Source organism: Coleofasciculus chthonoplastes PCC 7420 (assembly GCF_000155555.1).
Lineage (GTDB): Bacteria > Cyanobacteriota > Cyanobacteriia > Cyanobacteriales > Coleofasciculaceae > Coleofasciculus > Coleofasciculus chthonoplastes_A.
This window is the reverse complement of sequence record NZ_DS989863.1, coordinates 56,863-83,462: the sequence shown is the minus strand read 5'-3', so window position 1 is coordinate 83,462 and position 26,600 is coordinate 56,863. Positions and strand designations below refer to the sequence as shown.

Here is a 26,600-nt window from a genome sequence, read left to right as displayed (position 1 = left end):
ATGAAACGCATCAGCAAAGTCTAAACCATTTTCATGCCATTGAATAACTTGAGCAATCAAGCTAGCATTGCCAACATAAACAGTTGGCAAACCCAACAAGTTTCTCAACCCTTTGCAAATATCCGTTGGTTTAAACTTATAAGCAAAACGCAACACCCATTCGGTTTCCAGAATTACCGTATCTGGAATAACAACATTTGTATCAACCGCGATCGTGCCAGAACTCCTCTATCCCTTGGCGAATAGCATCATCCATATCTTCAAGACTTTTAGGCATAAACAGAATTATACACCCAAATAAACAATGGTAGGGGCTTGGTTACCAAGCCCCTCCAAAGGCGGGTTACTGTTCTTAAATTACGGAAGCTGAGAAATTGCTGCCTGTTGATAGTAGTGACTCAAAATCTGTTGATAGTTAACACCCTGTTGCGCTAAATTATGCGCCCCCCATTGACTTAATCCTAATCCGTGACCATAGCCGCGACCACTAACTTGAAAACTCCCACCCATATTACTCACCGTAAACAGTGTACTTTTCAGTCCCAGCGCCTTACGCATATCATTGCCACTAACCCGCTTACTCCCCCCTGTTCCTTTGACTCTCATGGTGACAACGCGCCCATGGGGAGTTGTCCGTTCTGGGGTCATAGAAGTGACGCGCCCAACTCCACCAATCCGGCGTCCTAATTCGCTACCGGAAAAGGTTTGAGTCCACTGAAAGACAGGTGCGCCCACATCATAATCGGGAACTCCTCGCAGATAGGCTAGGGGTTTACTCCAAATATCTTCCACATTTTCTGTATGTCCACCCGACGAGGAATGGAAAACGGATAGAATCACATCACCGCCGTAGGTCAAAATCTGTCCGGCTGTGGCGTTGACGGCGGTATGAGTGCTTTCGGCTTCAGTTTCCAGTCCTTTGTACACTTGCCACTTAACTGTATCACCGACATCGTAGACGCTATTCCCTGATTCAGCTCGTTTATAGAGGGCGTAGGTACGAGCCGCAACAGCTTGGGCTTTGAGGGATTCTTGGGGCCAACTCGGACTCATTTCTGAGCCAATCACGCTGTAGAGATATTGCTCAAAGTCCACATGATTAACCACCGTTAATCGTCCCCCCGTCGCTACTAATCGAGTCCGCCCCCGATACCAGCGATCGCCTATCCAAACCAAACCATCCTCAGTGGGTTCAATCCACAGTGATCCCGAACGCCAATTTCCTAACCGAACCTGACTTCCTCCAGATTGGGCGTCAAAACCATTCATCGGCGCCAGTTCTCCCACAGGTTGACCCGCGCTATCGCGAACAATGGCTTTGGTTGAACTTCCCACCTTAACGCGACTGACGCCTTCTTCAATCGCCACCCGTAATTCTGTTAGGGCTTGGGCGGGACTGACGACGATCATCCACAATAAAAAAGAGAGCCACCAATGACGCCCTCCAGAGCGAATCATTAACTTGAGCATATCTACCACAGTGAAGGGAAAACGTCTAGATCTCATCTGTAAAACTTCCTCATCCGAAGACTACTCTCGGTTTCATAATTAACAGAGATGGAATTGCCAATCTTGGTCATCGCTAGATTATTCCGTTCCCGATACTGGAACCAAGAATCCGCACGCTGATTTTTGCTCTGGCTAAGATTGCATCCCTTAAAAAGATTGACAGGCATATTTCTAACATGTTTCTTGCTCATCGGCTAGTGCGGGGCGATCCCAGCGGTATAATCTCCTGTCGGGAAAATCTCTCCCATCCCATTTCCTAGAATCCTAGTCCCTAGTTCCTGTTCCCTAGTTCCTGTTCCCTATTTTCTAATCATGGACAAACCAAACGAGTTGATTCAAACTCCCCAGCCCCCTCTGGTTGAACCCAAGATTCTCCAGCAACTCTCGGAAGAAGTGGTGCTTTCACCCTCTTATTTAGTGTTAATGGGCATGGCGGGCATTTTATCCGCCATTGCCTTGTTGACCAATTCGATTCCAATTCTGATTGGTTCGATGATTATTGCCCCTACTGGAAGAACGGGTAGAACCGGGTTGGTACAGTGTTGTGGTTGCTTTGGCAGCGGGGGTGTCTGGAACCATTGCTTTAGTGAAACAGAAAGTCGATACATTAGTGGGAACGGTTGCAGCTTTAGCATTAGTCCCGGCGGCAGCAGCGGCGGCGATCGCGTTTATGTCCCATGATCCGCTTCGGGGTGTTGGTGGCTTAGAGTTGCTGGCGATTAATGTTGGGTTAATTATCTTGGCAGGTATGATCACAGTGCTGATGATCGGATCTGAGCCGTCAAGTTAACGTCAAGGATTAAGATGATGCAGGCACTTGGGGATACAATTAGCTGGGCATTGGGACTCGAAGCCCCAACGCTCAATGTGTGGCAGATGGGATTACGGGCAGCAATTATCTATGGGGCGGCGTTGATCATGGTACGGGTGATTGGCGATCGCCGCTTTATCGGCAAACACGCGGCGATGGATGTGCTGCTGGGTGTGATTCTGGGGTCTACCTTGAGTCGTGCGATTAATGGGGCTGCGCCCTATTTTCCTACATTAGGCGCAGCGTTAGTTTTAGTGGGAATGCATGGGCTAGTGTCAGCACTGGCGTTTCATGTTGAGCGTTTTGATGTTTGGGTTAAGGGTAAGCCTCGGACATTAATTCGCGAGGGTCAAGTGAATCGCAAGGCGATGCGAAAAAGTCATATTAGTGACAGAGATTTAGAGTCATCGTTGCGTCTCAAGGGAAAAATCACTGAACCCATGCAGGTGGAAATTGCTCGTCTAGAAAGTAATGGTGACATCAGTGTCATGCCCAAACCTAAGCCACCGAGGGTGATCGAGGTGTCTGTGGAAGCGGGTGTGCAAACGGTGCGAATTGAGGTGGATTGAGCAGAATGGAGCTGGGGAAGCAGAGGGAGCAGAGGGAGCTGGGGAAGCAGAGGGAGCTGGGGAAGCAGAATGGAGCAGGGGGAGAGAATTTACAAATGACGAATGACCAATGACCAATGACCAATGACCAACGACAAACTGTAACATGAATAGGGGAGTCTGTTTACCGAGAGAGGTTCAAGGATCAAGTTTGTGCAAATTACATTTTTAGGAACCAGTTCCGGAGTACCCACGCGATCGCGCAATGTGTCCAGTGTGACGTTGCGTCTCCCTCAACGGGCAGAGTTTTGGCTGTTTGACTGTGGTGAAGGCACTCAGCATCAGCTTTTACGCAGTGAACTCAAAACCAGTCAACTTCGCCGCATTTTTATCACCCATTTGCACGGTGACCATATCTTTGGCTTAATGGGACTACTGGCTAGCTGTGGTTTAGCCGGTAATGTTGATCGGGTTGATATTTATGGTCCTCCCGGTCTTAATGAGTATTTAAAAGCGTGCGGCAAATACTCTCATACTCGTTTTTCATTCCCCACTCAGGTACACACCGTTAGCCCCGGCATTATTTACGAGGATGAGGAATATACGGTCATCTGTGGAGCGCTTAAGCATCGTGTGACGGCGTTTGGATATCGCATCGTTGAAAAAGATCGTCCGGGACGATTTGATGTGGAAAAAGCCAAGGCATTAAAGATTCCATCTGGACCAATTTATGGTCAACTTAAACGGGGAGAAACCGTCACCCTAGACGATGGACGTAAAATTCAGGGCAAAGACTTGTGTGGAGAACCCGAAATTGGGCGTAAATTTGTTTACTGTACGGATACGGTTTATTGTGATGGAGCAGTAGACCTTGCTCAGGATGCTGATGTGTTAATTCATGAAGCAACGTTTGCTCATCAGGATTCTCAACTGGCATTTGAACGGTTACATTCCACATCAACAATGGCAGCACAAGTGGCGTTAAGTGCTGGCGTTAAGCAGTTAATTATGACCCATTTTAGCCCGCGCTATGCACCCGGAAATAACATTGGGTTAGAGGATTTGCTTAAGGAAGCCCAAGCCATTTTCCCAAAAACAAAATTGGCGTATGATTTCTTCAGTTACGAAATACCCCGGCGTCGTGTCCCAGAGTTAGTGGTAGAGGGGAGATGAGGGGTGTGTAAGCTCAAGGGGCGGGTTAAGACAGCTAAAAAGGAGACAGGGTGTAGGGTGTAGGGTGTGGGGTGTAGGGTGTAGGGTGTGGGGTGTAGGGTGTGGGGTGTTGAGTGTGGGTAAATTCAGGAGGTTTACAATCAGGCGTGGGAGTTGGAAGAGAAGATTGCAGAGAATGTAGCGTAGTTATTGAAATTGTAGGAGAAACCATGAATATTAGTTTAAAACCGGAACATGAAGAATTTATTCAATCTCAAGTGGTAAGTGGAAGATTTGCCAATCAGGAGGAAGTAATTGATATGGCTTTTCGCTTGTTAAAAAAGCTTCAGGGTGAGTATGAACAATGGATAGAGGAAACGCGGAATAAAATTGATGTAGGGATTGCAGAACTTGATCGAGGGGAAGGATTAGATGGGGACACTGTTGTCGCGGTGATTTTAGAGAGATTTAAACAAGCCCGTCAAGAGATAGAATGAGTCGTTATCTGATTTCACCTTCTGCGAGTCGGGATTTGAATGCTATTGCTGACTATTTCTTGACTAGGAATGTGGACGCTGGAGAGAGGTTATTTCAGGAGTTCACTAAAAAGTGTCAATACATAGCACAATTTCCTAACTTAGGGAAAAGTTACAGTTATCTGCGACCTTCATTACGAGGGTTACCTTTAGATGGATATATTATTTTATATCGACTTGTTGAAGATGGGGTTGAAATTGTGCGGGTGGTGAGTGGTCGTCAAGATTTAGAATCCTTGTTTTCTGAGTCGGATGAAGAATGAGGCAAAAGGCAAGCTTTATGAGCTATTAAAGCTTATAGTTTAGCCCAGTCAGTACGAAAGATTCATTGTAAGTTAGGAGGGGGAATGCGAAAAGAACGAGTGCAATATACGTCGCCTTTGGATGCACTGATAGCCGTAGCCAAGCGACTCAGTTTGTATGAAAATCAGCAAAATATGGACTCTGAGGATTTTTTTGATCGCTATAGTAAAGCTCAGCTCTCAGATGCGGCAGTTTTTATTGAATGGGCGAATGATTATCGTCACTATTTAGGGTTACGCCAGGACTTAGAAAAGCAGTTGCAAAATGTTGCATAAAGCTCTGGTAGACTATCTAGAAAATGTAGGTTTAGTGAACTGCTCCGGTAGCCATCTCTAAAACTTTATGCGTAGAGACGTAGTTGTCTACGTCTCTACATCGGTCACATTTACCACATCATCACGGCTGTTTCTCCGGCGCGATCGCTATAGTAGAGACGGATACGTAAAACATATCGACGCCCCCGAAATAACCTGACCTTAATCTCAGCATTGTAGTCTTCACCACTATCGTCATCTCCGGTAAGATAACGAAGTTCACCGTCAACCTCTTCAAACAGAACCATAACTGTGTCTGATGTGCCAAACGTGCGAATCATATAGGATCGCGTCGCATTAGGTTCGATCCGGAAATTCATCTGTTCCCCTGGCGCGATGGTTAACGGAACCGATTGAAAGGGTTTTAATTCGGTGTAATCCTCCTCTTCTAAAAGTGGGTAAAACTGCTTAACCCAAGTCGTATCCCGTTCCGATAATCCAGGTTCTGGAGTTAACCCATTTTGATACTGTGGCGGTTCTTTGATTAAACCCGCACCAAAGGGATAGTGCATAACTGAGTTGGGGTCCCAGTTTGACCCTTGCACCATATCCGGGTTAATCTTGCGAATGATATTGTAATAGGTGGTTTCTCGATCCCAATTATTCGGAGGTGCAGCGAGTGAAGCGTAAACCGCTTCTTCGTCCCAAACAATTCCAGCATTAGGATTTTGGTGCTCGTGAGGAAGTCCGAGTGTATGACCAATCTCATGAATGGCGGTGTTAATTTCTCCCGGAAATCGGGTTAAATCCCAACCAAAATTCATGGTTCGCTCATCCCGCCCGATATTGAGAATATCTCTGCCAATATAAGACCAAGCGCCATCTCCACGCAGGAAACCAATCCGGATTTCTGCCTCATCTGGTAAATTGACTTCTTTAAATTCGAGACCCATTCCCACCTGTTTCCAGGTGTTAAAGGCTTGACGCACAACATTTTTTTCAGTCTCAGTGGTTGCCCACTCTGTTGGCTGATCGAAGAAATAATAATGTAAGATTGTGCCGTTTACCCATTTTTTATCCAGAAATTGGATCAGATTGGCACGATTGCGATCTACAATCTCTGACAAGTCACGCGGCGCTACTTCAGGGAGTGAGCAATAGGAATAGTTCCCTCCTTGATCAGCCGATATGGATGCCGCTGATTGCTCTTGTTCATTGAATGGGTTGGTATTTGATTGAACCATCAGAGTTCTCCTAATTTAATAATTTGTCATTTGTCATTCGTAGGATTTACGCAAAGGCTCTATATGTAGGGTGTGTTAGCGTAGCGTAACGCACCATTGCCACGATAGTTGGCGTAGCTGCGTAAGTCCTGATTCCCAAAGTCGGGGCGGGTTTAGTTACATCTCGGTGTAACCAAAAAGATAGTAGTGAAACCCGCCCCTACATAATCCTTACAGGTGTAGGTTTTTTATTTTAGGGTAGGGACAAGACAAGGATGACAAGGAAGGAAAGAAGACAAGGAGAAAAAACCGTACAGAATTGGGTTCGGTCAAGCTAACTGTAAAAAGCCGAAACGCCCTATTTTTCATTAAAACTCTTCCTTGTCTACGGTCGCTGAGCGAAGTCGAAGTGATGGTCATTCTGTCTTCTAAGTCTTACCTGAACCCCAATCTTAAAAAACCTACCCTTGTGAGCCTACATAATCTCCCCCATCTCCCAGACGTGCTATGGCAGGTCTCTACAAGCTTTTTCTATTCAGCTTTCTGCCTGCTTGCTGTATAATTATCCGTCTAATAGAGAACGAGTGTCTTTTGTGTCCATGCGTGGACCGAAACTCGTGACTAACTTTGCCGCCGCTTTAGATCCTAACTCTCCTGCTTGAGCATAACTCATACCATGAGTCAGTCCGTAAAGAACCGCGCCAGCATACATATCCCCTGCGCCAACGGTGTCAACTGCTTTAACGGGGACTGCATCAATCTCAATTATCTCTTGTCCATCAAAGATTACCGATCCTTTCGCTCCACGGGTAATCGCAAACCCCTTAGCCAACCCTTTCAAGTAATCAACAGCAACCGTGAGATCCTCAGTGTCCGCCATTTTTAGGGCTTCGCTTTCATTGGCAAAGAGGAAATCCACCCCTGAACCGATGATTTCCAGCAATCCATCTTTAAAGAACTTCACCATATTCAGATCAGACAGGGATAGGGCGATTTTTTGACCTGCGGCTTTGGCAAGATCTCTGGCTTGAATCGCCGCCGCTTTGCTAGCAGCACCCGTGACCAAATACCCTTCAATATAGGTATATTTGGACTGTGCGATCGCGTCAGGGACTAATTCCGCTTCTGAAAAGCTCGCCGAAATTCCCAGAAAGGTGTTCATCGTGCGATCGGCATCCGGCGTGACAAACACCAAGCATTTACCCGTAATTCCAGCTTCGGGGGCATGGTATTGCAGGTTTGTGTCAACATTAAAGCGGAGCAAATCTCCCAGGTAAACCTGTCCGTCTTCATCATTGGCGACTTTACAAGAATAGAACGCTTTACCCCCAAATTGGCTCAGGGCAATCATTGTATTTGCCGCCGATCCCCCACCGCCGCGCTTCATTGACTGACCCTCTAAGTGTTTCAGGATCTTGTGCTGGTGATCTTCTTCAATTAAAGTCATCACCCCTTTATCAATGCCCAGTTCTTGAAGTAGTTCTGGGGAAACTTCTAATTCAATGTCCAAAAGGGCATTACCGAGACCGTATACATCGTAGTGTTGAGTCATCTTGATTCGTGGCTAGATCCCTCGTCCATAATGGGTATGGGTTTCGCAGGAAAGCCAAGCTCCTAATTATAGTCCTGTTCAATCCAACTGCTATCCTATTGTGCCATCCTTTACCAGCTCAAGTGTGAGTCATGAACTTGATTTGAATAGGTTGTAGGTTGGGTTGACGCAAGGAAACCCAACGGAATCTAGGGCTAAGGTTCCCTGCTACAAGCCGAATCCAATTCATCAAATAAGGTGTGCCACGCCAGTAGGTTCTGATAGCAGCTACCTTGACAGGTTAGGACATTCTTTACTCCTCTCTCGCTCTACGCAAGCCTCACCAGTGAAGGCACTCTTAATTATGGCTGGTAATGTTCAATGATATTCGTGATTGCTATATATAACCCTAATAGGTTGACACTCCCCGCTCTAAAGACGCGGGGATTCTTGGTTCTCCGACCCGCCGTTAGACGACAGGATTGCTCCAATCGCCCAAGAGGGCAGATCTCCCCAAGCGTAGTTTCCGGCGTGCCCCGCCGTACTTAATCCTTTTTGCAGGATGTTTAGACTGGCTGCGATATCTCTGTCTTCAACGTATCCACAGTTTTCACAAACATGAGTCCGTTGGGACAGAGATTTTTTAACTCTATGGTGACACTTTGGACAATCAACAGAGGTATAGTGCGGGGGAACCGCTACCGTTACTTTCCCGTATTTATGTCCAAAGTATTCCAGCCATTGCCTGAAGGTAGACCAGCCTGCATCAGAGATGGATTTAGACAAGTGACGATTTCTTACCAACCCTTTCACATTTAAGTCTTCATAAGCTACCAAATCGTTAGATTGGATAACGGAATATGCAACTCGCTTGCAGTATTCTTTTCGCTGCCTACTTACTCTTAAATGCTTTCGAGCATATCGTTTTCTTGCCAAATGATAGTTTTTTGACTGTGGTTTGGCTCCCTTACGGTACTTTTTAGACTTTTGGCGATTAGCTCGATTGAGCTGTCTTTCCGATTTGCGGTAGAATTTTGGTGACTCCTCTGTATGACCATTGGAGTCAGCCAAAAAATACTTAATACCCAGATCCAACCCAACGACTCTGCCAGTGGGCTTAGTTTTTACTCGGACATCAGCTTTAACCGCAAATTGTACGTAATACCCGTCGGCACGTCTGACTAACCTTACTCGTTTGATTTGGTTGAGCTGATAGAAGTTTAGGTCATAAGTACCTTTGAGTTTAAGTCGCCCTATTCCTTTTTTGTCAGTGAAGGTGATGGCTTTCCGGTTCTCTGACAGCTTCCATCCTGATGTTTTGTACTCAACCGAACGGCAGTTTTTCTTAAACTTAGGAAAACCTTTGGGTCCTTTAACCTTTTTTCGACAATTTTCGTAGAAACGAGTAATCGCACTCCAGGCGCGATCAGCAGACGCTTGACGAGCTTGAGAGTTGAGTTGATCAGCAAAGCTAAACATGCAAGCCAATACACGGCAATACTTGCTGAGGTCATACTTATCAATACCTTGATTGTCCATCCAGTATCGCAAGCATTTGTTTCGGACAAACTGTGCTGTCCGAATTGCCTCATCGATTGCCGCATATTGAGTTGGTTTAGCTTTTACCTTGAACTCAAAAACTATCATCTTTCTTTTTGATGATTACGCTCCTATTTTAGCGTAAAATAATAGAAATGTGTTAAACTCTGGTGCGATCGCGCTAACCTCTAACCCCCCTTGGCACCATCCCCAACTGTTACCCCATCTAAATTACAGGTTAATCACAATCAAACCCATCATGGCGGATCTTCCCAACCAACCGTGGACAATTTCATCAGCCGATTTATTTAAGAAACTGGATGTTTCTGAGGATGACGGACTCTCGGACACCGAGGTGCAACAGCGACGGGAACAGTATGGCGCGAACCGTCTGCAAGAAGCCCAGCGTCGCGGACCTTTACAAATCCTGATCGAACAGTTCAAAAGTTTAGTCATTGGGATTCTCGCCATTGCCGCTATTCTATCCTTTGCCTTTGCTCAGTGGATTGAAGGGATTGCCATTGTTTTTGCCATCTTAATTAACGCCGCCATTGGCTTCTTCATAGAGTACCAAGCCGTGCGTTCCATGGAAGCCTTGCAAAACCTGAGTAGCACCGAAGCCAAAGTGCGTCGCCAAGGACAGATGCAGGAGATTGACGCGGAAAACTTGGTACCCGGAGACATGGTACTCCTGGAAAGCGGAGATCTGATTCCGGCAGATATGCGGCTGACGGAAACCTCGAAAATGCAGGTGAATGAGTCGTCCCTTACAGGTGAATCCGTCTCCGTTACCAAAACCACAGAACCGATAGAAGGAGATGTGGAACTTGCCGATCGCACCAATATGCTGTTCAAAGGGACAGCCCTAACTCGCGGTTCCGGGGAAGGGGTGGTTGTGGCAACAGGAATGCAGACTGAATTGGGTCACATTTCTAAATTAACCCAAGAAGCCAAAACCGAGGAAAGTACTCCCCTAGAAAAACGGCTGAATCAACTGGGACGCCGTTTGATTTGGGTCACTCTAGTTATTGTCGTCCTGATTGCCATTTCCGGCATTATTGTGGGCAAAGATATTCGCCTGATGGTGGAAACCTCCGTCGCCCTAGCTGTCGCCGCGATTCCCGAAGGACTACCGATTGTGGCAACGATTGCCCTAGCGCGAGGGATGTGGCGCATGGCAAAGCGGAACGCCCTAATTAATAAACTGGCGGCGGTGGAAACCCTAGGGGCGACTAGCATTATTTGTACGGATAAAACCGGAACCTTAACCGAAAATCGGATGACGGTGAGTCATATTGTCCTCGACTCCGGTGATGTTCAAATTAGTGGTGAGGGATTAGAACCAGAAGGAGAGTTCACCCAAGAGGATGAAACCCTGAACCCCTTAGAGCATGATAGTCTCCGCCCCGCCTTAGAAGTTGGCGTCTTATGTAATAATGCAGCATTACAACCGGAAGACTCTAATGAAAGTCGAGTTATCGGTGATCCGATGGAAGTGGCGCTGCTGATTGCGGGGGCAAAAGCGGATCTGCGGCGCGAAGAACTACTAGAAGAGATGCCCGAAGTGCGGGAAGAAGCGTTTGATCCCGACACTAAAATGATGGCGACGCTGCATAAAAGTAATGGTAATTATCGCTTTGCCGTCAAAGGCGCACCGGAATCTGTCCTAGAGGTGTGTACCCGTATCTTAACCCCAGACGGTGAAAAAGAACTCAGCGATCGCGACGCCTGGAAGCAACGCAGTAATGACCTCGCCGCGCAAGGGTTACGGATTCTGGCATTGGCACAAAAAACGGTGGAGAGTGAAGATGCTAAACCCTACGAAGATCTAACCTTTTTAGGCGTCGTGGGCTTACTTGATCCCCCCCGCCAAGAAGTACGGGCGGCAATTGAGGAATGTCAAAACGCGGGAATTCGGGTGATTATGGTGACAGGGGATCAACCCGTAACCGCCCGAAATATTGGTTTAGCCGTTGGGTTAACCGATGATGAACAAGCGGATGTGGTGCAGGGGAAAGACTTAAAAAGCCCCAAAGAATCCTCTTCGGAGGAACGTGAACGCTTAGTCAAAACCCCGATTTTTGCCCGGGTATCTCCAGAACAAAAATTGAACCTGATTACTTTGCACCAAGACACCGGGGCAATTGTGGCAATGACGGGGGATGGGGTCAATGATGCCCCCGCCCTCCAAAAAGCCGATATTGGTGTCGCCATGGGACAACGAGGCACCCAGGTGGCAAAAGAAGCGGCGGATATGGTGCTGCAAGATGACGCCTTTTCCACGATTGTCGCGGCAGTGGAACAGGGTCGAGCCATCTTTAACAATATTCGCAAATTCACGATTTTTCTGCTATCCGGGAATGTCGGTCAAATTATGGCAGTCACCGCTACCTCGTTAGTCAATGCGCCCTTACCCATCTTGCCTCTACAAATCTTATATCTGAATATCATTAACGATGTCTTCCCCGCCCTGGCGCTGGGTGTGGGTGAAGGATCTCCCACCCTCATGGAAGAACCCCCCCGTGATCCCAAGGAGTCGATTATCACCAAGCGTCACTGGGCAAGCATCGCGGGATATGGTGTAATCATAGCTGCCCCGGTTTTGGGTTCCTTTTACCTCGCCTTCAACTGGTTAGGACTAGAAAAAAATCAAGCAGTTACCATATCATTTCTCACCATCGCCTTTTCCCGACTATGGCACGTCTTCAATATGCGCGATCGCGGATCAGGTGTACTGGTTAACGAAGTCACCCGCAATAAATACGTCTGGGGTTCCCTGATCCTGTGTACTGGATTCCTCGCCGCTGCTATTTATCTCCCCATCCTCTCCGATATCCTGCAAACTCATGCCCCTAGCCTACAGGGTTGGTTACTCATCCTGGGAATGAGTTTAGTTCCCTTAGTCATTGGGCAGATTGGCAAATTAATCGCGGATCGAACGACAAATGACAAAGGACAAAAGACAAAGGACGATCCCCACCGTTAACTTTAATGTCCACCTACTTAAAAATGCCTCTTGAGGTAGATGCCAGCCCTAACGCTGCTATCCTAGGTTAAAGTGTTAACCCAGAACCTGAACAATCCTCAAAATAATCTGAAATTCATACAAATCGTTTTTCTGTCTTTACTGGAACATTCAGATAAAACTGGGAAATCAGGACATTAAATTGTCCCCAACCGTCACCTGAAACACAAGGAGAAGAGTATGCCCGACAATACAGTTTTCTTAGAAAAAGTCAAAAAGCAGGGTCAATTAGAAGACATTTACGACGCCCGTGATGTCACTGAAGTAGTGTTCCGCACCATGCGCGACTTAATGAACACAGACGCTTCAGATCGGGTCGAATCAGAATTGCGTCAAAACGATGGATCTGTACCGACTCCAGCCGAAGAACAGCAAAAAGAAATTGCCGATCTGTGGAAAGATACTAATCCCATTGTCAGCTTCCTGAGTCGGATTCGTCCCCCTCTCGAATTTGATGCTGATACCTTCTTGTTTAGAATCCGTCAAGAAGCCAGCTTACCCAAAGGAGTTAGCCCAGAAACGGTAGTAAAAGCCATTTTTTCTGCCACTAAAGATGAGTTGTCTGAGGAACGAGTCAAAGAAGTTGCTGAGTTTTTACCGCCTAAAATTAAACAAATGTGGCAGCAAGCGTAGTTAGTTATTTGTCATTAGTCCTTGGTCATTTGTCCTTTGCTTGTATGAATGTGTAGGGGCGGGTTTTAATAACGCTGCGGTTCCAACCACTAACTGACCTAAACCCGCCCCGACCAAGTCCGATAAGTTTTAAATATAGCAACCGCCATAGCGGTTAGGACACATCATTTATGTAGAGACGCGCCATGGCGCGTCTGGAACAATGGTGCCTTCGCTTATTCAGCAGACCCTATTTAAGCAGGGGTCAAATGCTGTGATGTCAATTACTGTCGCACATCGGTTACGCGCCAACTCAGCTTAAGATTGATCCAGAAATTCCACACTGTCACCGCCGCGATCGCGATTAACTTAGAAACATATTCATTGATGCCAAAGACATTAAACAATAAATTCACGAGTAACACATTGAGAATGAGTCCAGCTAAACAGATCCCATTAAACTTCAAAAATCGTTCAAACCACTGACGCAATCCCGGTTGATGTTGAGAAATATCGCCAAATGTCCATACATCATTCCACAAGAAATTGTTGAACATGGCGACTTCAGCCGATAGAGCCGCACTGAGCGTTAATCCCAATCCCAGTTTATTTCGCAGCAGATAAAAAATTGCAATATCGACAAAAACTCCACTGAAGCCGACTATACTAAAGCGAATAAATCGACCAATAGATCCTAGGGATAAACGCAAGCGCAGTAAGTGTTGTAAATACTCCACATACTGTTTCCACGTTACTTTACTTTCGCCCACTTGACGTTCTTGAAACACATACCCCACTTCCCCAATCTCAGGAATTTTACCTCGACCCAAGACTTCAATCAAAATTTTGTATCCCAGGGGATTTAAAGGGCGATCAACTAAACAGTTACGACGCACCATAAAATAACCACTCATCGGGTCAGAAACCCGACCGATAACTCCCGGTAAAAGAATTAACCCAATCGTCTGAGCGCCACGGGATAAAAAGCGGCGGATAATACTCCAATCATTCACACCACCACCTTCAACATGGCGACTCGCAACGGCTAAATCTGCGCCCCCTTGGATCTGACTCCATAGCTGCAATAACAGTTCGGGGGGATGCTGGAGATCCGCATCAATTACCCCCAAAACCTCTCCCCGCGCTACTTGCCATCCTCGAATTACAGCGGTAGATAATCCCCGTTCCTCAATTCGCCGCATCACTTTTAGCTGAGGATAATTTGTGAGTTCCTGCGCCACTTTCCAAGTGTCATCAGGACTATTGTCATCAACGACAATCAGTTCATAGTTCCCCGCCAGTTGCGAATCAAGTAATCGGCTCACTTGTTCGACAAGCTGGGCAAGATTTTTCGCTTCTTTATAAGTGGGAATAATCAGGGAAAATCGCAGGGGACGTTCTTCCGTTGTGGATAAGACAGTCGTTAAATCTGGAACCACAAAGGAACCAGACGGAACAGGTAAGAGGCAATTAGCTGAATTGACATTCATCGGCTGTTTTTCAAGTCGTCTCCAAGGAGATTAATCCCAAAAATAACTAAGGTCTAAATTTATCATTTATGTTTAATAATATCAGGAATTTTCGCCTCAACGATCGCACTTTTTTGAGAGTCTTTCCAGAGTTTTCCGATCACAAATGTGAAGGGTGAAAGTCGAATTCGCAGCCCCCCTTCCACAAAATAGAATGCTCCGCCCGCCGTCGTCATAAGCATATCAACTCCGTCGAAAGCACCATACCACTTAGGCAGTGTTAAAGCATGATCAGAGACAGCTTTTGAGCCAAGGTTCATCGCCACCAAGATCGGCGGCTCATCAGTCGTCCCATGAATGAGTACACACCAAAGACCATCCTTTCTCGAACACAGTAGGGTACGCTTCCCACTCTGAATTAAGCGACTTTTAAACCGAATTTCGGCAAGCTGGTGAATCAGCACAAAGGTCGAGTGGTTCCGGCTATATGGCTCGAAACTTTTTTGGTTAATTGGACCAAAATGCCACACACAAGCCGGGTTATCAAACATATCCTCCCTCACATAGCAATCATGACCAATCCAATCTCCTGTATCCTCTCGTTGATGCATGCCGAGCGCACCAGAAAATTCCTGCTCTGTTCCTTGATAAATTGAAGGGATTTGAGGTCCTAGAACCAAGCAAGCAATAGCAAAATGAAGACGGACGCGAGCCTCGTCTTGATTAGGGATACGACTCAAAAATTCGTGAAATATGCGAGTTGTGTCTTGGTTATCCAAGAACATAATATTGTTCCTCCAACCCGCATGATAGGGCTGTGATGGAGTCAGAATTCCACAAAAATATTCGGCAAAACCCCCTAGCCAGTTGGCATCAGCAAGAGAGTGCTTGACAATATAGTAGGTTGGATAATCTAGTAAATTTGAGAATTTGGCACTATTATATGCAATCAATTCTTCGTGGCTACTTCCAGCGTGTTCGGCGATCTGTAAAAACTGATGTTTACCCAGGTACTTAGCAAACCGTGATATTTCCTCAACGCAAGGTTCCCAAAAATCTAGACCAACATGACGGGCTGAATCGTATCGAAAGCCATCAATATCCGTTTGAGCAATCCAGTATTTCAAGTGTTGAATCAGCAGTTCGCGAACATAGCTTGTTTCTGTACGCCAATCTTCCAAGAAGCCAAAGAGTCTTTGATTCACCATATCGGTGTATTCCGGACCGTGAAACAGGGAGGTGTTGCGGACTTCTACCGGAAAAGGCATCACAGCGGTATCATCACCGTGTACATATTTGAATTCTCCACCAGGAGGACCTCCATATTCTTCCCACTGAATACTATCAGCGATGTGATTATTAACCACATCTAAAATTACAGCGATGTCAGCTTCATGGGCTTTAGCCACCAGTTCACGTAAACAGGCTAGTGTTCCTAGACGTGGCTCAACCATCAATAGGTTGATGGGATGATAGCCGTGGTATCCGTCAGCGGCGTTGACATACACAGGACTGAGAATAATGGCTCGTATTCCTAATGATTTTAAGTAGTTGATTTTCTCAATCACACCACGAATTGTGCCACCATGGCTAGCGTATGGACAAGACGGATCGTACTTGACCGCACCTAAACCCGTGCGATGGCGGTCTGAACCTCGAGCAAATCGATCAATGATTATCGAGTAAAACAGACGTGCATTCCAATCGGTAGGGCTAGGTGTCATGGCGACAACGGGCTTTGGTCCATACAACGGTTGATTGTCAACAAACCCAAGGAACACGGATGGGATCTCAGCCATTGACCGAGGCGCTTCATCGCAGACCAACAGAAAACGTGAGTGTTGACTGGTATGCTCATTACCGAACTTATCCAAATAACCCAGCCAGTATCGACATCCTCCCCCACTACTGATCGGTGGTAGGATGACTGAAAACATTTTGAACCCATTTTCGACAACGCTTTCCGTCTCGGCTGTAATTTGATGGGAATCGCAATATCCTTGTCCATCATTCAACTCATAGATGATTTGACCGCAATCTGGATGTTTATCAACAGCGACACCAAATCTGATGCGGATTTTTTCCTCACTCCTAAATACCCAAGTAAATGGTGCAGTACCGGGTTCAAGATTGACTTCACAGTATTCTTTAAAGTAGCGCATACAAGATCTGATGGATAACGTTGGGAATTTTTACCTCGTTGACTTGACTTCCTCTGTGACGGTGTGCTACGAATTCCGTCATTTTTGAAAATCGATGTCGAGTAGCAAATGAATAACATCATACGACAACAAGTGTGGCAAACGAAAGGTAAAACGCTTCAATGAGGGCGGCGTTGTTAAGACGATAAGTCATATAAGGTTTGTCCCTGTGTCACCAGCGCTCCCCAAGCTTGTCTCCCTGACTCTCCTAAACCTCTGATTGGTCTATTTGATTTGTGCAATTTAGAATAACTAAAAAAAACAAACTGTAGTTACTAAAAGCTAGCAATTACAAGAATTTTGCCAATCTATGTCAATCACCCAAAAACCTATTTGTTTGTACAAATCATTTAGACAAACCTTAAAAACAGCTTAATTTACAAAAATTTACATACAATTTTCGGTCTATGTCCGGCGGCTTGTGGCAAAATATAGCAAAGCTTAAATCGAATAAAATCACTCAAAAAGTGAGATTCAAATCAACAAGCCTTAAATCATAATGAGGAGGACATCAACGGTCGATACCAGGGGAATCTATCCCCAACCCAATACCCAGGCAAACTTACGTTTGTTTTGTTTTCCCTATGCCGGAGGTGCGGCTCGGATATTTCGGACATGGGGCGATAGCCTACCCAAAATGGTCGAGGTTTGTCCTGTGGAATTGCCAGGACGGGGAAAGCAGATCCGGTTAGCTCCTTTTACCCGATTACAACCCCTGGTTGAAGCACTTGCTCAAGCCCTACTTCCCCATCTAGATAAGCCCTTCGCCTTCTTTGGTCACAGTATGGGCGGATTGATCTGCTTTGAGCTGACCCGTCACCTGCGTCAACAGTACGGCTTGAATCCCGTTCACTTGTTTATCTCAGGTCGTCGCGCCCCGCACCTACCCGCTCGTCATTCACCCATTCACGGGCTACCCGATTCCAAGTTCCTGGACAGGTTACGCCGTTTAAATGGTACACCTCAAGCTGTGTTGGAGAATGCCGAACTGATGGAGTTGCTGCTTCCTATCCTGCGATCAGATTTTGAGGTGTTGGAAACATATATTTATACATCTGAGTCACCCCTGAATTGTCCTATTTCTGCTTTTTGTGGTTCAGATGATCCAGAAGCTCATCCGGATGAGGTGGGAGAGTGGCAGATGCAAACGCGGACTTCATTCTCATTAAATACACTGCCTGGAGATCACTTCTTTTTGCATTCCGCTGAACCGTCGCTGTTGAAAATTATTACCCAAAAATTGTTACATCATATTTCTATGATTGTCCATCAATAATTAATGGCTATGCCTTCAACCCAACAGAATCATGACCGAAAAGGAGATAAGAATGAATAGGGAAAACCAGGCTGATCAGGAAGACCGGGTAATTTACAAAGTTGTCAAGAATCACGAACATCAGTATTCTATTTTGCCCGCCGACTGGGAAAATCCTCTAGGTTGGTGGGATGGAGGCAAACGTGGTTTCCAGACGGAATGTCTGAGCTATATTCAGCAAGTCTGGACAGATATGCGCCCGAAAAGCCTACGCCAGAACATGGACGATTCTGTGAGCAAAGTCGTTTGACAGAACAGGTTTAATAGATGGAAAACCCACAATTATTAGCCAAGGTTAATCCCCCGAATTGGTTAAAATTTCTGGTAATAAGTTTGATTGCTATAGGTATTTTCTTTCGCTTTGCCCATATTGGACAAAAATTTTACTGGGGTGATGAATGTTTTACCTCCCTAGCGATTTCTGGTCACACACTAGCTGAGGTTCAACAGGAGATCTTTAATCATCAGACTCCCATTCCGGTTACGACTGTAGAAAAATATCAACATATTGATCCAGAGCGAACTGTGGCTGACACCGTGAACTACTTAATCACTTCAGATCCACAGCATCCGCCTTTGTATTATGCGACGGTGAGATTGTGGGCGCAAGTATTTGGGGATTCTCCTGTGGTTTTAAGGAGTTTATCAGCGCTTTTTAGTCTGTTAATATTTCCCAGTGTGTACTGGCTGTGTTTAGAGTTATTTGAATCTCCAGTTGTGGGATGGATAGCCATGGCATTAATGGCTGTTTCTCCCTTACAAGTCGTCTTTGCCCAAGAAGCACGCCAATACAGTCTTTGGATGGTAACGGTTCTTATCTCAAGTGCGGCTTTATTGCGAGCTATTCGTCGGGATAATAAATTGGGTTGGGCGGTGTATGCTCTTACGTTAACCTTGGGGTTATACACCCATTTGCTAACAGTTTTAGTCGTGACAGCATTCGGCATTTATGTTGTTATCAGTCAACGTCGCATCCAAACAATACTTAATTATATTATGAGTGCAGCCGCTGCTTTTTTGCTGTTTACCCCTTGGATAATTGTGTTTATAAATAACCTGGAAACAGCCTTACAACTAACATTTGGGTGGACGTTAAAAATAATAGATAATCCTTGGGATAGAATCGCTATTTTTTTGATGAGAGCCACCCGAACATTTTTTGATATTAATTTAGCTTCCGACTCTTTTTGGATTGAAACGGTTACTCAAGAAAGCCCTTTTGTGTATGGCATTTTTACATTGACATTAGCTTCAATTTTAATTGTTTTTTTGTCAATAATTTTTGCTAAAATTATACCCAAAAATGCGGGAACATTTCTCGTTTGCATGGCTAGCTTTACGGGAATATTTATACTAGCTTATGATCTGATTTTTGGCGGAATTCGCTCTCTTTTGATTCGTTACCAGTTACCCTTATGTTTAAGTCTAGAAATTGCTATTGCCTATGGAATAACGTTTTATGTTTTTGCCCCCAAAAGCCATGAAAAAATTGTTGGTGGAGTAATCATAGCCGGGTTAGTTATAGCCGGATTAGTTTCTGATGTCACGCTTTTTCAAGCCGAGAGTTGGTGGACACAAATAGAAGGAAAATACATTATGAACATCGCGCAAATAACTAATCAATCAGAGAGTCCTTTGTTGATTAGCAATAACTCGCCTCTAATGGTTGGAACAATCCTCGCCTTAAGTCATCGTTTAGAACCAAAAGTTCACTTACTTTCCCCCCTGGATAATCAGTTGATTAAGATTCCGCAAGATTACCGTCAGATTTTCTTATTTTATCGTAAAAATAGTTGGTTTAATCAACTCGAACAGGATGAAGATTATGATCTTACCTATGCCTTTGATTTGCCGGGTCCATTGGGAGGATTGTGGCGATTTGAAAAACTGGCACGATCCTAGTTTAAGGATCGAGGGAGTAACTGAAAAACGCTGTAGCGCTTTTCAGGCAGTTGTTTCCAAGATGACTTGAGGATTGTCAACAGCTTTTAATCGTTGATCCAAATAATCCGATCACTTTCTCTAATGTCTCTGGCGCAAAAAGTGCCTGTTCGTCGAGACAAAGAGATGGCTCAACAGGAATGAACCTTTGATTTAACTGGTCTTGATGCCATCGCCCACCTGTAATATGGAGAAGAATGATCGCCGTCCGGTCAATCTGTTCATCGGTTACAGCCTTGTGCAGAGTCGCAAGGGCTACGCCTGCAGCTGGCTCGATATGGACTCCTTCAGTTTCTTTGAATAGTTCAATGGCACGGATGGTTTGGAGATTATTAGCTATTAACATATCGCCCTGACTTTCCGTCAGCACATCAAAGACTCCTCCTTTAACCGAATAAGGGGGTTGTCGATTTGATAAAACATCAGCCACAATTTGCTGTATTTGCTTCTTCCCAATTTGGCTGTCAATGCTGACTAACTCTCGCCGTTTTGAATGCCAGGAGTTGTAAATCGGAACAAAGGGAAAATTTTGGCTCAACATCAGGCGTGGGAGTTTTTGACCAAATTGACCATCAGCAACCAGCCTCTTTGCTGCTTCATGAACAGCAATTCCCCCAGCACCACTGCCGATCGCTTGAAAGTAGTAGTCTGGCAATTGTCCAATCTGCTCAACAGCATTGAGTAGAGTTGTACCAATTCCATCACGTCGTCCCACATTTTTCACACCTCCCTCGATAAAAAAACCGTTAAGTTGTGATACACGATTGGCAAGAGCGATCGCATCGTAATAGTCGGTGAAGCCAGTCAAAGACACAACCTTTACATAGGGATCGAGGGGTTGGGAAAACTGCATTTTGCCGAGTCCGCTTTGAGGAATAATGATCAGACATGGCACTTGATTCTGGGAACAAACATGGGCAAACGCTGCCGCCGTATTGCCGGCTGAGGGAACAACCAAAATACCGTCGTGTTTATCTGGAATTCGCGAAAGCACGGCGTAGGCTTCCAGATCTTTGAAGGTAGCGCTTTCAAGTGTGGCACCTTTTTCTGACCAATAACCGTTGAAGGCGATCCAGAGGTTGGGAAGACCTAAACGTTGGTTAAGTTTTTGACTTTGGTACGTTACTGTTCCCCCTGCTCTACTCGTTAAGTTACGAATGATCGGCAGCCAGCTTCTATATCGAAAAATACCTGGACTATGCTCATCCGGCTTAAACTGTTTAGTCGAGTAGTTTGTTGTCAGTAGTGTCGGCTCGTGTTGAGTTGGACATTCCAAGATGAACCCATTGTCATCGAGTTGAGTTTGACAAATTGGGCACTTGATTTTATGTTGATAAGTTATCACTGATTTGAGGTTTTCAGTCATTATTTATACCGATGCTTATGGGGAGAGTAAGCAAGCTAAACCATGCAATCACAGTTTAACCTAGATTCAGGTTGTGTGGATCAATAAAATGGAATAGAATATCTGATAATTAAGGCGTAAAAAGTTTTGCTTTTTCCAGATTATGGTGTATTATATTGATCGGTATTATTCGGATGGCTTGTCCTAGCAACGCCCTGAGTAATTTCCTGAAAAAAAGCCAACAAGTTTGAAATATGGGCTAAACAATCATGCTCTTATCGGAAAATCAGCGCAAAGATTACGAAAAAAATGGATTCTTATTTCTAGGTGACTATTTCTCTCATCAAGAAATTAGCCACCTACAGAGAGAACTTGAAAGGCTACCCAAGGATGCTCCAGGTACGATTTTAGAGAACGACAATAAAACAGTACGTGCTTTGCATGGTTGTCACGAATATAGCCAAGTTCTTAAGAGCTTGGTTCAACACCATCGTTTGGTACAGCCCGCTCAACAAATTCTCAACGAACGGGTTTATCTTTACCAGTTTAAAGTGAATATGAAAGCTGCTTTCCGAGGTGATGTGTGGCCCTGGCATCAAGACTACACATTTTGGTATAAAGAAGATGGTCTACCTCGTCCTGAGGTATTAAATGTCAGTATTTTCTTGGATGAGGTTAATCATTTTAATAGTCCTCTCTATCTAATTCCTGGCTCTCACAAGTATGGATTGATTGATGTTGAAGCGAGGGAATCTAATGGTCATGGCGAAGCTGCCGATTGGCAAGCTAATTTCAGCGCTAATCTTAAGTACTGTTTGAGCCAGAATAATGTTGAGCAAATGGCAAAAAAACGTGGGATTGTTGCTCCGGTTGGTGCCAAAGGTTCTGTCCTGTTTTTTCATGGTAATATAGCTCACGCCTCTGTGCCTAATATTTCTCCTTATAATCGTCGGCAAATTATTATTACCTACAGCAGCGTCCAAAATATTCCCATCCCTAAGAAACAACGGCGACCAGAATTTTTAGTCTGCCGAGATTACACGCCATTACAACCTGAAAAAGATGATAGTCTACTACAATTTAATACGGTTTAGCGTATACCCTGTCGGTGGTGTTATGTATATTTTAAGCTGCACAATATGTTTCAATAATTTTTAATAATGTTTCCCTCGAAGCGAGTTAATAAATTAAATAGCGAGAACTTAGCCAATCGAATCGTGTAGATAATTAGAAAAAATGAAATTAACTAAGCAGTATCCCGTTGAAGATGCGTTCATCGATATAACTTCAATCAATGAAGGTGTTTTAGGGACAATAGGAACTACGCCATTAGTTAAATTAAACCGTGTTTTCAAAGATGCTAAATTTCAACTTTTTGGCAAACTGGAAATGTTTAATCCTGGAGGTAGTATCAAAGATCGTTCAGCCTTTAATATTATTAAAAATGCGATTTTTAGAGGAGAGATTCAAGCCAACAGTACAATTATTGAATCAAGTTCTGGGAATTTAGGCATAGGCTTGGCGCAAACCTGTGCGTTTCTAGGGTTACGTTTTATCTGTGTTGTTGATCCCAAAACAACCAAGCAAAATATTAACATTCTCAAAGCTTATGGGGCAGAGGTTGATCTGGTGACCAAGCCCGATCCAATCACTGGCGATTTTTTGCCCGTTCGCATTGATCGAGTTAAATTATTGCTAAGTTCTATTCCGAATAGCTTTTGGTGTAATCAATATGCCAACGTAAATAATGCCTCTGCCCATCATCAGACAATGCACGAAATAGTCACATCCCTTAATGGAAAACTTGACTATTTATTTTGTTCAACCAGTAGCTGTGGCACCCTCCGTGGCTGTGCTGAATATATTAGAAGTAACAACCTCAGTACAAAAATTATTGCTGTTGATGCGAAGGGAAGCGTCATTTTTGGCGATAAACGAGCCAAGCGACTCTTACCAGGACATGGGGCGGCGCGAGTGCCAGAATTGTTCCAACCGGGATTAGAAGATGCCTATATCCATGTATCTGATTTAGACTGTGTAGTAGGCTGCCGCCATTTGCTCCGTTGGGAGGCAATATTAGCGGGAGGCTCATCCGGAGGAGTGATCAGTGCGATCGCGAAAAAAAGAGCAGACATTCCAGAGGGGGCAACTTGTGCCGCGATTCTGTGCGATCGCGGCGAGCGCTACCTTGATACTGTCTATTCCGATAGTTGGGTTGAAGAACACTTCGGTACGTTGAATGTTACGCTGTTGAACTGATAATAGGACGCCTTGCTGACTCAGGAGACTCTGCTGAACAATTAGGGACAAAATAGCCGGGATTTTAAACTTGAGCAAGAATTGACGTTTATCAAAATCATTGTCAGACTAAATAAGAAAATCAACAACCAGCATGGAAAACTATAATACAAGCAACATTGATAACGTCCTTCTTCTCAAAGGTGATGATATTATTAATCTCTTCAAAAACCGCGAACAGGACATCCTGGATCTGGTTAAATTAACCTATAAGATACATGGTCGAGGCGATAGCACCCTGCCTCATTCTAGTTTCTTGCGTTTTCCGGATAAAAACAAGGAACGAATTATTGCCTTGCCAGCTTACTTGGGCGGTGAGATTAATACAGCAGGCATTAAATGGATTGCTTCTTTTCCCGGTAATTTAGCTAGGGGGATGGAAAGAGCCTCAGCTATTTTAATTATTAATTCGACCGAAACGGGGCGTCCACAAGCTATTATGGAAGGCTCTGTTATTAGTGCCAAGCGCACGGCAGCGAGTGCAGCACTCGCAGCGCATTTCCTGCGAGACCGGCAATCGTTGGTTACAGTAGGTTTGATTGGTTGTGGTTTAATTAATTTTGAAACGGTTCGCTTCCTTTTGAAGGTTCGCCCGGAAATAGAGACCTTGTTCCTTTATGATGTGAGTTTGGAAAAATCTGATCAATTTAAACGTAAATGTCAGCAATTATCTCAAAACAGAGAACTGGTAATTTTAGATAATCCCGATGATGTATTCAAACATTCCTCGGTAATCGCCTTGGCAACAACAGCAAGCCAACCTCACATCGTTGATATTTCAGCCTGCCAATCCGATAGTATTATTTTACACACGTCACTACGAGACTTGTCCCCTGAAATCATCTTATCCGTGGACAACATTGTTGATGATATCGATCATGTGTGTCGGGCGCAAACATCGATACATCTGGCTGAACAAAAAACCGGGAATCGAGATTTCATCAGATGTCCCCTGAGTGATATCCTCAATGGTGTGGCTGCTCCTCGGCAAAACAACAGTCAAATTGCTGTATTTAGTCCCTTCGGGCTTGGTGTACTTGACCTAGCTTTAGGACAACTAGCCTACCAACTAGCAGATGAGACTAATGTAGGGACTAGGCTGACATCATTTTTCCCGGTGTCATGGTTACAGCGTGAAGACGAGTAAGGGAGTGAGAAGCAATCAATACAACATCAAAGCCAATCGCTTTTTATTGGAATTCGTTAAGCCCCCAAAACTATGTATCTCATTCGTCTTCTTGTAACATCCTCTTGGAAAGTTATTGTTATTGCCGCTATCACGAGCTTACTCAGCGGATTAACGACGACAGGGATCATTGCGATTATTAATAATAGTGAAGTTGAGCCTTTAGGGGTAAATAAATTAATTATTATTGGTTTTATTTCGCTCTGCTTTTTTCGTTTTATTAGCAACATCCTTTCTCAAACTCTATTGATATCGCTGGCACAAGAAGTTATTCTAAATCTTAGAATGCTTTTGAGCAAAAGGATTCTAGAATCGCCTTTGCCTCATTTAGAAAAGCTGGGCAATCATCGTATTCTGGCTACACTGACTGATGATATTCAGTCAATCTCTAGTGTCGCTATAATTTTACCTAGAGTTTGTGTTAATGCTGTTATTGTCATCAGTTGCTTGGTTTATCTATGTTGGCTTTCTCCTACCGTGTTTCTGCTTATCCTCGTTTTTCTGGTAATCGGAATCGGAAGTTATCAGCTAACCGCTAATAAGGCAAGAGAATTTCTGGGTTTGGCTCGGGAACAGCAGGATAAACTGTTTAAAGAGTTTCGCGGTATCACCGAGGGAACCAAGGAGTTAATACTTCATGAGACAAAACGAGAAATCCTGTTGCAAGATTTGCAAGAAACCGCACAATCCTACCGACATGAAAATGTGGTTGGTATGAGTCTATTTGCGGTAGCAACAAGCTGGGCGCAAATTCTTTTTTTCGTGGCAATTGGTATCGTTATTTTTCTATTGCCCACTTTAAACAATGCTCAAAGTCATGTTTTGTCCGGTTACGTCTTGACAATTACTTATCTGATTGTGCCGTTAGATTCTATCATGACTTCCTTAACTACATTCAGTAAGGCTAGGGTGGCGCTGGACAAAATTAAGTTGCTTGATTTGAAATTAATGTCTGCTGACGAAGACAGTGATAAAGATAGGTTGAGTTTAACCACCAGTAATGAAAGGCAGACGCAGACTAATAGTATTAGCCATGAATTACCTCAGTCCGAGCCGTTAATTCCTTCCCTACAGCTCCAGTGCCTAGAACTGAGCCATGTTACTTATACCTATCAAAATGAAATTGATGATTCTGTTTTTACAGTCGGATCGATTGATTTAAAATTCTACCCAGGAGAAATCGTTTTTCTGATTGGAGGCAATGGAAGTGGAAAGTCAACCTTGATCAAAATTTTAACGGGTCTTTATAGTCCAGTAGATGGAAAAATATTACTCAACAGTCAAGAAATAAATGCTGAAAATACTGATTGGTATCGACAGTATTTTTCGGTGGTTTTTTTCGACTTTTACCTATTTGAAAATTGGTTGAATTCCGGTAAAATTATATCGGACGGACAAATTCATGATTATCTGGTTAAGCTGCAACTTGATGACAAGGTAAAAGTAAATAATGGTGTACTATCAACCACAACGTTATCTCAGGGGCAGCGAAAACGTCTTGCTTTACTCTCTGCTTACCTAGAAGATCGACCGATATACGTGTTTGATGAATGGGCTGCCGATCAAGATCCTGTCTTTAAGAACGTTTTTTATACGCAAATATTGCCTGACTTGAAACAGAAAGGAAAACTTGTTATCGCGATTACTCATGATGATCAGTATTATCATTTATCCGATCGAATCATTAAATTAAATAATGGTAAAGTTGAACATGAAATATTGCCAGAAATCAATTTATTATTGAATCGATGTTAATGAACAAGAGTTGAGCAGCGATTCTCTGTTAATCATTAATAATTGGA

The 26,600-nt window shown here is 44.4% G+C and carries 22 protein-coding genes and 1 pseudogene; 15 read left to right on the top strand and 8 right to left on the bottom strand.

All coding sequences use genetic code 11. The features are described 5' to 3' along the window. Positions 1 to 198: pseudogene (locus MC7420_RS43925) on the bottom strand (PIN domain nuclease); the annotation flags it as partial. Positions 199 to 357: 159 nt separating this feature from the next. Further along, positions 358 to 1,506, bottom strand: coding sequence for a SpoIID/LytB domain-containing protein (locus MC7420_RS26240; RefSeq protein WP_006104267.1), 1,149 nt, complete (start codon positions 1,504 to 1,506; stop codon positions 358 to 360). A gap of 502 nt (positions 1,507 to 2,008) precedes the next feature. Between MC7420_RS26240 and MC7420_RS26230 the strand changes: the two genes are divergently transcribed. From MC7420_RS26230 to tumA, 6 genes are all read left to right on the top strand, one after another. Next, a complete protein-coding gene (locus MC7420_RS26230; protein ID WP_006104231.1) occupies positions 2,009 to 2,299 on the top strand; it encodes a DUF389 domain-containing protein in 291 nt (96 codons plus the stop codon). A gap of 14 nt (positions 2,300 to 2,313) precedes the next feature. Then, complete coding sequence (locus MC7420_RS26225; RefSeq protein ID WP_044209829.1) at positions 2,314 to 2,889, top strand: DUF421 domain-containing protein; 576 nt, start codon at positions 2,314 to 2,316, stop codon at positions 2,887 to 2,889. Between the two features lie 192 nt (positions 2,890 to 3,081). Next, positions 3,082 to 4,041, top strand: coding sequence for a ribonuclease Z (locus MC7420_RS26220; RefSeq protein WP_006104252.1), 960 nt, complete (start codon positions 3,082 to 3,084; stop codon positions 4,039 to 4,041). 209 nt (positions 4,042 to 4,250) lie between these two features. After that, positions 4,251 to 4,517, top strand: coding sequence for a ribbon-helix-helix domain-containing protein (locus MC7420_RS26215; RefSeq protein WP_044209826.1), 267 nt, complete (start codon positions 4,251 to 4,253; stop codon positions 4,515 to 4,517). After that, entirely contained in the window at positions 4,514 to 4,819 is a 306-nt protein-coding gene (locus MC7420_RS26210) for a type II toxin-antitoxin system RelE/ParE family toxin (RefSeq protein ID WP_006104260.1), read from the top strand. Before MC7420_RS26215 ends, MC7420_RS26210 begins: the two co-directional genes overlap by 4 nt. Positions 4,820 to 4,903: 84 nt before the next feature. Further along, positions 4,904 to 5,134, top strand: coding sequence for an antitoxin TumA (tumA, locus tag MC7420_RS26205; RefSeq protein ID WP_006104310.1), 231 nt, complete (start codon positions 4,904 to 4,906; stop codon positions 5,132 to 5,134). 110 nt (positions 5,135 to 5,244) lie between these two features. Here the strand turns inward: tumA and MC7420_RS26200 are convergent, their stop codons facing one another. From MC7420_RS26200 to MC7420_RS26190, 3 genes are all read right to left on the bottom strand, one after another. After that, positions 5,245 to 6,357: a matrixin family metalloprotease gene (locus MC7420_RS26200; RefSeq protein WP_006104255.1), complete on the bottom strand. Its 1,113-nt coding sequence runs from the start codon at positions 6,355 to 6,357 to the stop codon at positions 5,245 to 5,247. Positions 6,358 to 6,898: 541 nt separating this feature from the next. Then, the gene (locus MC7420_RS26195) at positions 6,899 to 7,888 is read right to left on the bottom strand and encodes an adenosine kinase (RefSeq protein WP_006104256.1); all 990 of its coding nucleotides are present in this window, start codon (positions 7,886 to 7,888) and stop codon (positions 6,899 to 6,901) included. A 411-nt stretch (positions 7,889 to 8,299) separates the two neighbouring features. After that, positions 8,300 to 9,514, bottom strand: coding sequence for an RNA-guided endonuclease InsQ/TnpB family protein (locus MC7420_RS26190; protein ID WP_006104304.1), 1,215 nt, complete (start codon positions 9,512 to 9,514; stop codon positions 8,300 to 8,302). Positions 9,515 to 9,665: 151 nt separating this feature from the next. Between MC7420_RS26190 and MC7420_RS43520 the strand changes: the two genes are divergently transcribed. Both MC7420_RS43520 and MC7420_RS26180 read left to right on the top strand, forming a co-directional pair. Next, positions 9,666 to 12,392: a cation-translocating P-type ATPase gene (locus tag MC7420_RS43520; RefSeq protein ID WP_044209874.1), complete on the top strand. Its 2,727-nt coding sequence runs from the start codon at positions 9,666 to 9,668 to the stop codon at positions 12,390 to 12,392. 219 nt (positions 12,393 to 12,611) lie between these two features. Continuing rightward, the gene (locus tag MC7420_RS26180; RefSeq protein ID WP_006104307.1) at positions 12,612 to 13,064 is read left to right on the top strand and encodes a DUF2267 domain-containing protein; all 453 of its coding nucleotides are present in this window, start codon (positions 12,612 to 12,614) and stop codon (positions 13,062 to 13,064) included. Between the two features lie 263 nt (positions 13,065 to 13,327). Here MC7420_RS26180 and MC7420_RS26175 read toward each other — a convergent pair whose 3' ends face one another. Further along, complete coding sequence (locus MC7420_RS26175; protein WP_006104277.1) at positions 13,328 to 14,533, bottom strand: glycosyltransferase; 1,206 nt, start codon at positions 14,531 to 14,533, stop codon at positions 13,328 to 13,330. A 62-nt stretch (positions 14,534 to 14,595) separates the two neighbouring features. After that, a complete protein-coding gene (locus tag MC7420_RS26170) occupies positions 14,596 to 16,674 on the bottom strand; it encodes an alpha-amylase family glycosyl hydrolase (RefSeq protein ID WP_006104326.1) in 2,079 nt (692 codons plus the stop codon). 538 nt (positions 16,675 to 17,212) lie between these two features. Between MC7420_RS26170 and MC7420_RS26165 the strand changes: the two genes are divergently transcribed. Genes MC7420_RS26165 through MC7420_RS26155 form a run of 3 tightly spaced genes read left to right on the top strand, consistent with a single transcriptional unit; the run spans position 17,213 to position 19,930 of the window. Then, entirely contained in the window at positions 17,213 to 17,989 is a 777-nt protein-coding gene (locus MC7420_RS26165) for a thioesterase II family protein (protein WP_006104301.1), read from the top strand. A 52-nt stretch (positions 17,990 to 18,041) separates the two neighbouring features. Next, a complete protein-coding gene (locus MC7420_RS26160) occupies positions 18,042 to 18,278 on the top strand; it encodes an MbtH family protein (RefSeq protein ID WP_006104221.1) in 237 nt (78 codons plus the stop codon). A 17-nt stretch (positions 18,279 to 18,295) separates the two neighbouring features. Further along, complete coding sequence (locus MC7420_RS26155; RefSeq protein WP_006104218.1) at positions 18,296 to 19,930, top strand: glycosyltransferase family 39 protein; 1,635 nt, start codon at positions 18,296 to 18,298, stop codon at positions 19,928 to 19,930. Between the two features lie 76 nt (positions 19,931 to 20,006). Here MC7420_RS26155 and MC7420_RS26150 read toward each other — a convergent pair whose 3' ends face one another. Continuing rightward, entirely contained in the window at positions 20,007 to 21,335 is a 1,329-nt protein-coding gene (locus tag MC7420_RS26150; protein ID WP_006104219.1) for a cysteate synthase, read from the bottom strand. A gap of 248 nt (positions 21,336 to 21,583) precedes the next feature. On the opposite strand from MC7420_RS26150, the gene MC7420_RS26145 reads away from it, so the two are divergent. From MC7420_RS26145 to MC7420_RS26130, 4 genes are all read left to right on the top strand, one after another. Continuing rightward, entirely contained in the window at positions 21,584 to 22,408 is an 825-nt protein-coding gene (locus MC7420_RS26145) for a phytanoyl-CoA dioxygenase family protein (protein WP_006104318.1), read from the top strand. Positions 22,409 to 22,550: 142 nt separating this feature from the next. Then, entirely contained in the window at positions 22,551 to 23,573 is a 1,023-nt protein-coding gene (gene sbnA / locus MC7420_RS26140) for a 2,3-diaminopropionate biosynthesis protein SbnA (protein ID WP_006104236.1), read from the top strand. A gap of 133 nt (positions 23,574 to 23,706) precedes the next feature. Beyond that, positions 23,707 to 24,759: a 2,3-diaminopropionate biosynthesis protein SbnB gene (gene sbnB, locus MC7420_RS26135; RefSeq protein WP_006104309.1), complete on the top strand. Its 1,053-nt coding sequence runs from the start codon at positions 23,707 to 23,709 to the stop codon at positions 24,757 to 24,759. A 72-nt stretch (positions 24,760 to 24,831) separates the two neighbouring features. Further along, positions 24,832 to 26,553: a cyclic peptide export ABC transporter gene (locus MC7420_RS26130; RefSeq protein ID WP_006104243.1), complete on the top strand. Its 1,722-nt coding sequence runs from the start codon at positions 24,832 to 24,834 to the stop codon at positions 26,551 to 26,553. Positions 26,554 to 26,600 lie beyond the last annotated feature (47 nt).

What these genes read in the sequence shown, in the direction of transcription:
- MC7420_RS26200 (WP_006104255.1), bottom strand. Translation starts at nt 6,357, where the DNA reads ATGGTTCAATCAAATACCAACCCATTCAATGAACAAGAGCAATCAGCG.
- sbnA (WP_006104236.1), top strand. Translation starts at nt 22,551, where the DNA reads ATGAAATTAACTAAGCAGTATCCCGTTGAAGATGCGTTCATCGATATA.
- MC7420_RS43520 (WP_044209874.1), top strand. Translation starts at nt 9,666, where the DNA reads ATGGCGGATCTTCCCAACCAACCGTGGACAATTTCATCAGCCGATTTA.
- MC7420_RS26215 (WP_044209826.1), top strand. Translation starts at nt 4,251, where the DNA reads ATGAATATTAGTTTAAAACCGGAACATGAAGAATTTATTCAATCTCAA.
- MC7420_RS26225 (WP_044209829.1), top strand. Translation starts at nt 2,314, where the DNA reads ATGATGCAGGCACTTGGGGATACAATTAGCTGGGCATTGGGACTCGAA.
- MC7420_RS26180 (WP_006104307.1), top strand. Translation starts at nt 12,612, where the DNA reads ATGCCCGACAATACAGTTTTCTTAGAAAAAGTCAAAAAGCAGGGTCAA.
- tumA (WP_006104310.1), top strand. Translation starts at nt 4,904, where the DNA reads ATGCGAAAAGAACGAGTGCAATATACGTCGCCTTTGGATGCACTGATA.
- MC7420_RS26175 (WP_006104277.1), bottom strand. Translation starts at nt 14,533, where the DNA reads ATGAATGTCAATTCAGCTAATTGCCTCTTACCTGTTCCGTCTGGTTCC.
- sbnB (WP_006104309.1), top strand. Translation starts at nt 23,707, where the DNA reads ATGGAAAACTATAATACAAGCAACATTGATAACGTCCTTCTTCTCAAA.
- MC7420_RS26165 (WP_006104301.1), top strand. Translation starts at nt 17,213, where the DNA reads ATGAGGAGGACATCAACGGTCGATACCAGGGGAATCTATCCCCAACCC.
- MC7420_RS26240 (WP_006104267.1), bottom strand. Translation starts at nt 1,506, where the DNA reads ATGAGATCTAGACGTTTTCCCTTCACTGTGGTAGATATGCTCAAGTTA.
- MC7420_RS26210 (WP_006104260.1), top strand. Translation starts at nt 4,514, where the DNA reads ATGAGTCGTTATCTGATTTCACCTTCTGCGAGTCGGGATTTGAATGCT.
- MC7420_RS26130 (WP_006104243.1), top strand. Translation starts at nt 24,832, where the DNA reads ATGTATCTCATTCGTCTTCTTGTAACATCCTCTTGGAAAGTTATTGTT.
- MC7420_RS26170 (WP_006104326.1), bottom strand. Translation starts at nt 16,674, where the DNA reads ATGCGCTACTTTAAAGAATACTGTGAAGTCAATCTTGAACCCGGTACT.
- MC7420_RS26160 (WP_006104221.1), top strand. Translation starts at nt 18,042, where the DNA reads ATGAATAGGGAAAACCAGGCTGATCAGGAAGACCGGGTAATTTACAAA.
- MC7420_RS26145 (WP_006104318.1), top strand. Translation starts at nt 21,584, where the DNA reads ATGCTCTTATCGGAAAATCAGCGCAAAGATTACGAAAAAAATGGATTC.
- MC7420_RS26155 (WP_006104218.1), top strand. Translation starts at nt 18,296, where the DNA reads ATGGAAAACCCACAATTATTAGCCAAGGTTAATCCCCCGAATTGGTTA.
- MC7420_RS26190 (WP_006104304.1), bottom strand. Translation starts at nt 9,514, where the DNA reads ATGATAGTTTTTGAGTTCAAGGTAAAAGCTAAACCAACTCAATATGCG.
- MC7420_RS26195 (WP_006104256.1), bottom strand. Translation starts at nt 7,888, where the DNA reads ATGACTCAACACTACGATGTATACGGTCTCGGTAATGCCCTTTTGGAC.
- MC7420_RS26150 (WP_006104219.1), bottom strand. Translation starts at nt 21,335, where the DNA reads ATGACTGAAAACCTCAAATCAGTGATAACTTATCAACATAAAATCAAG.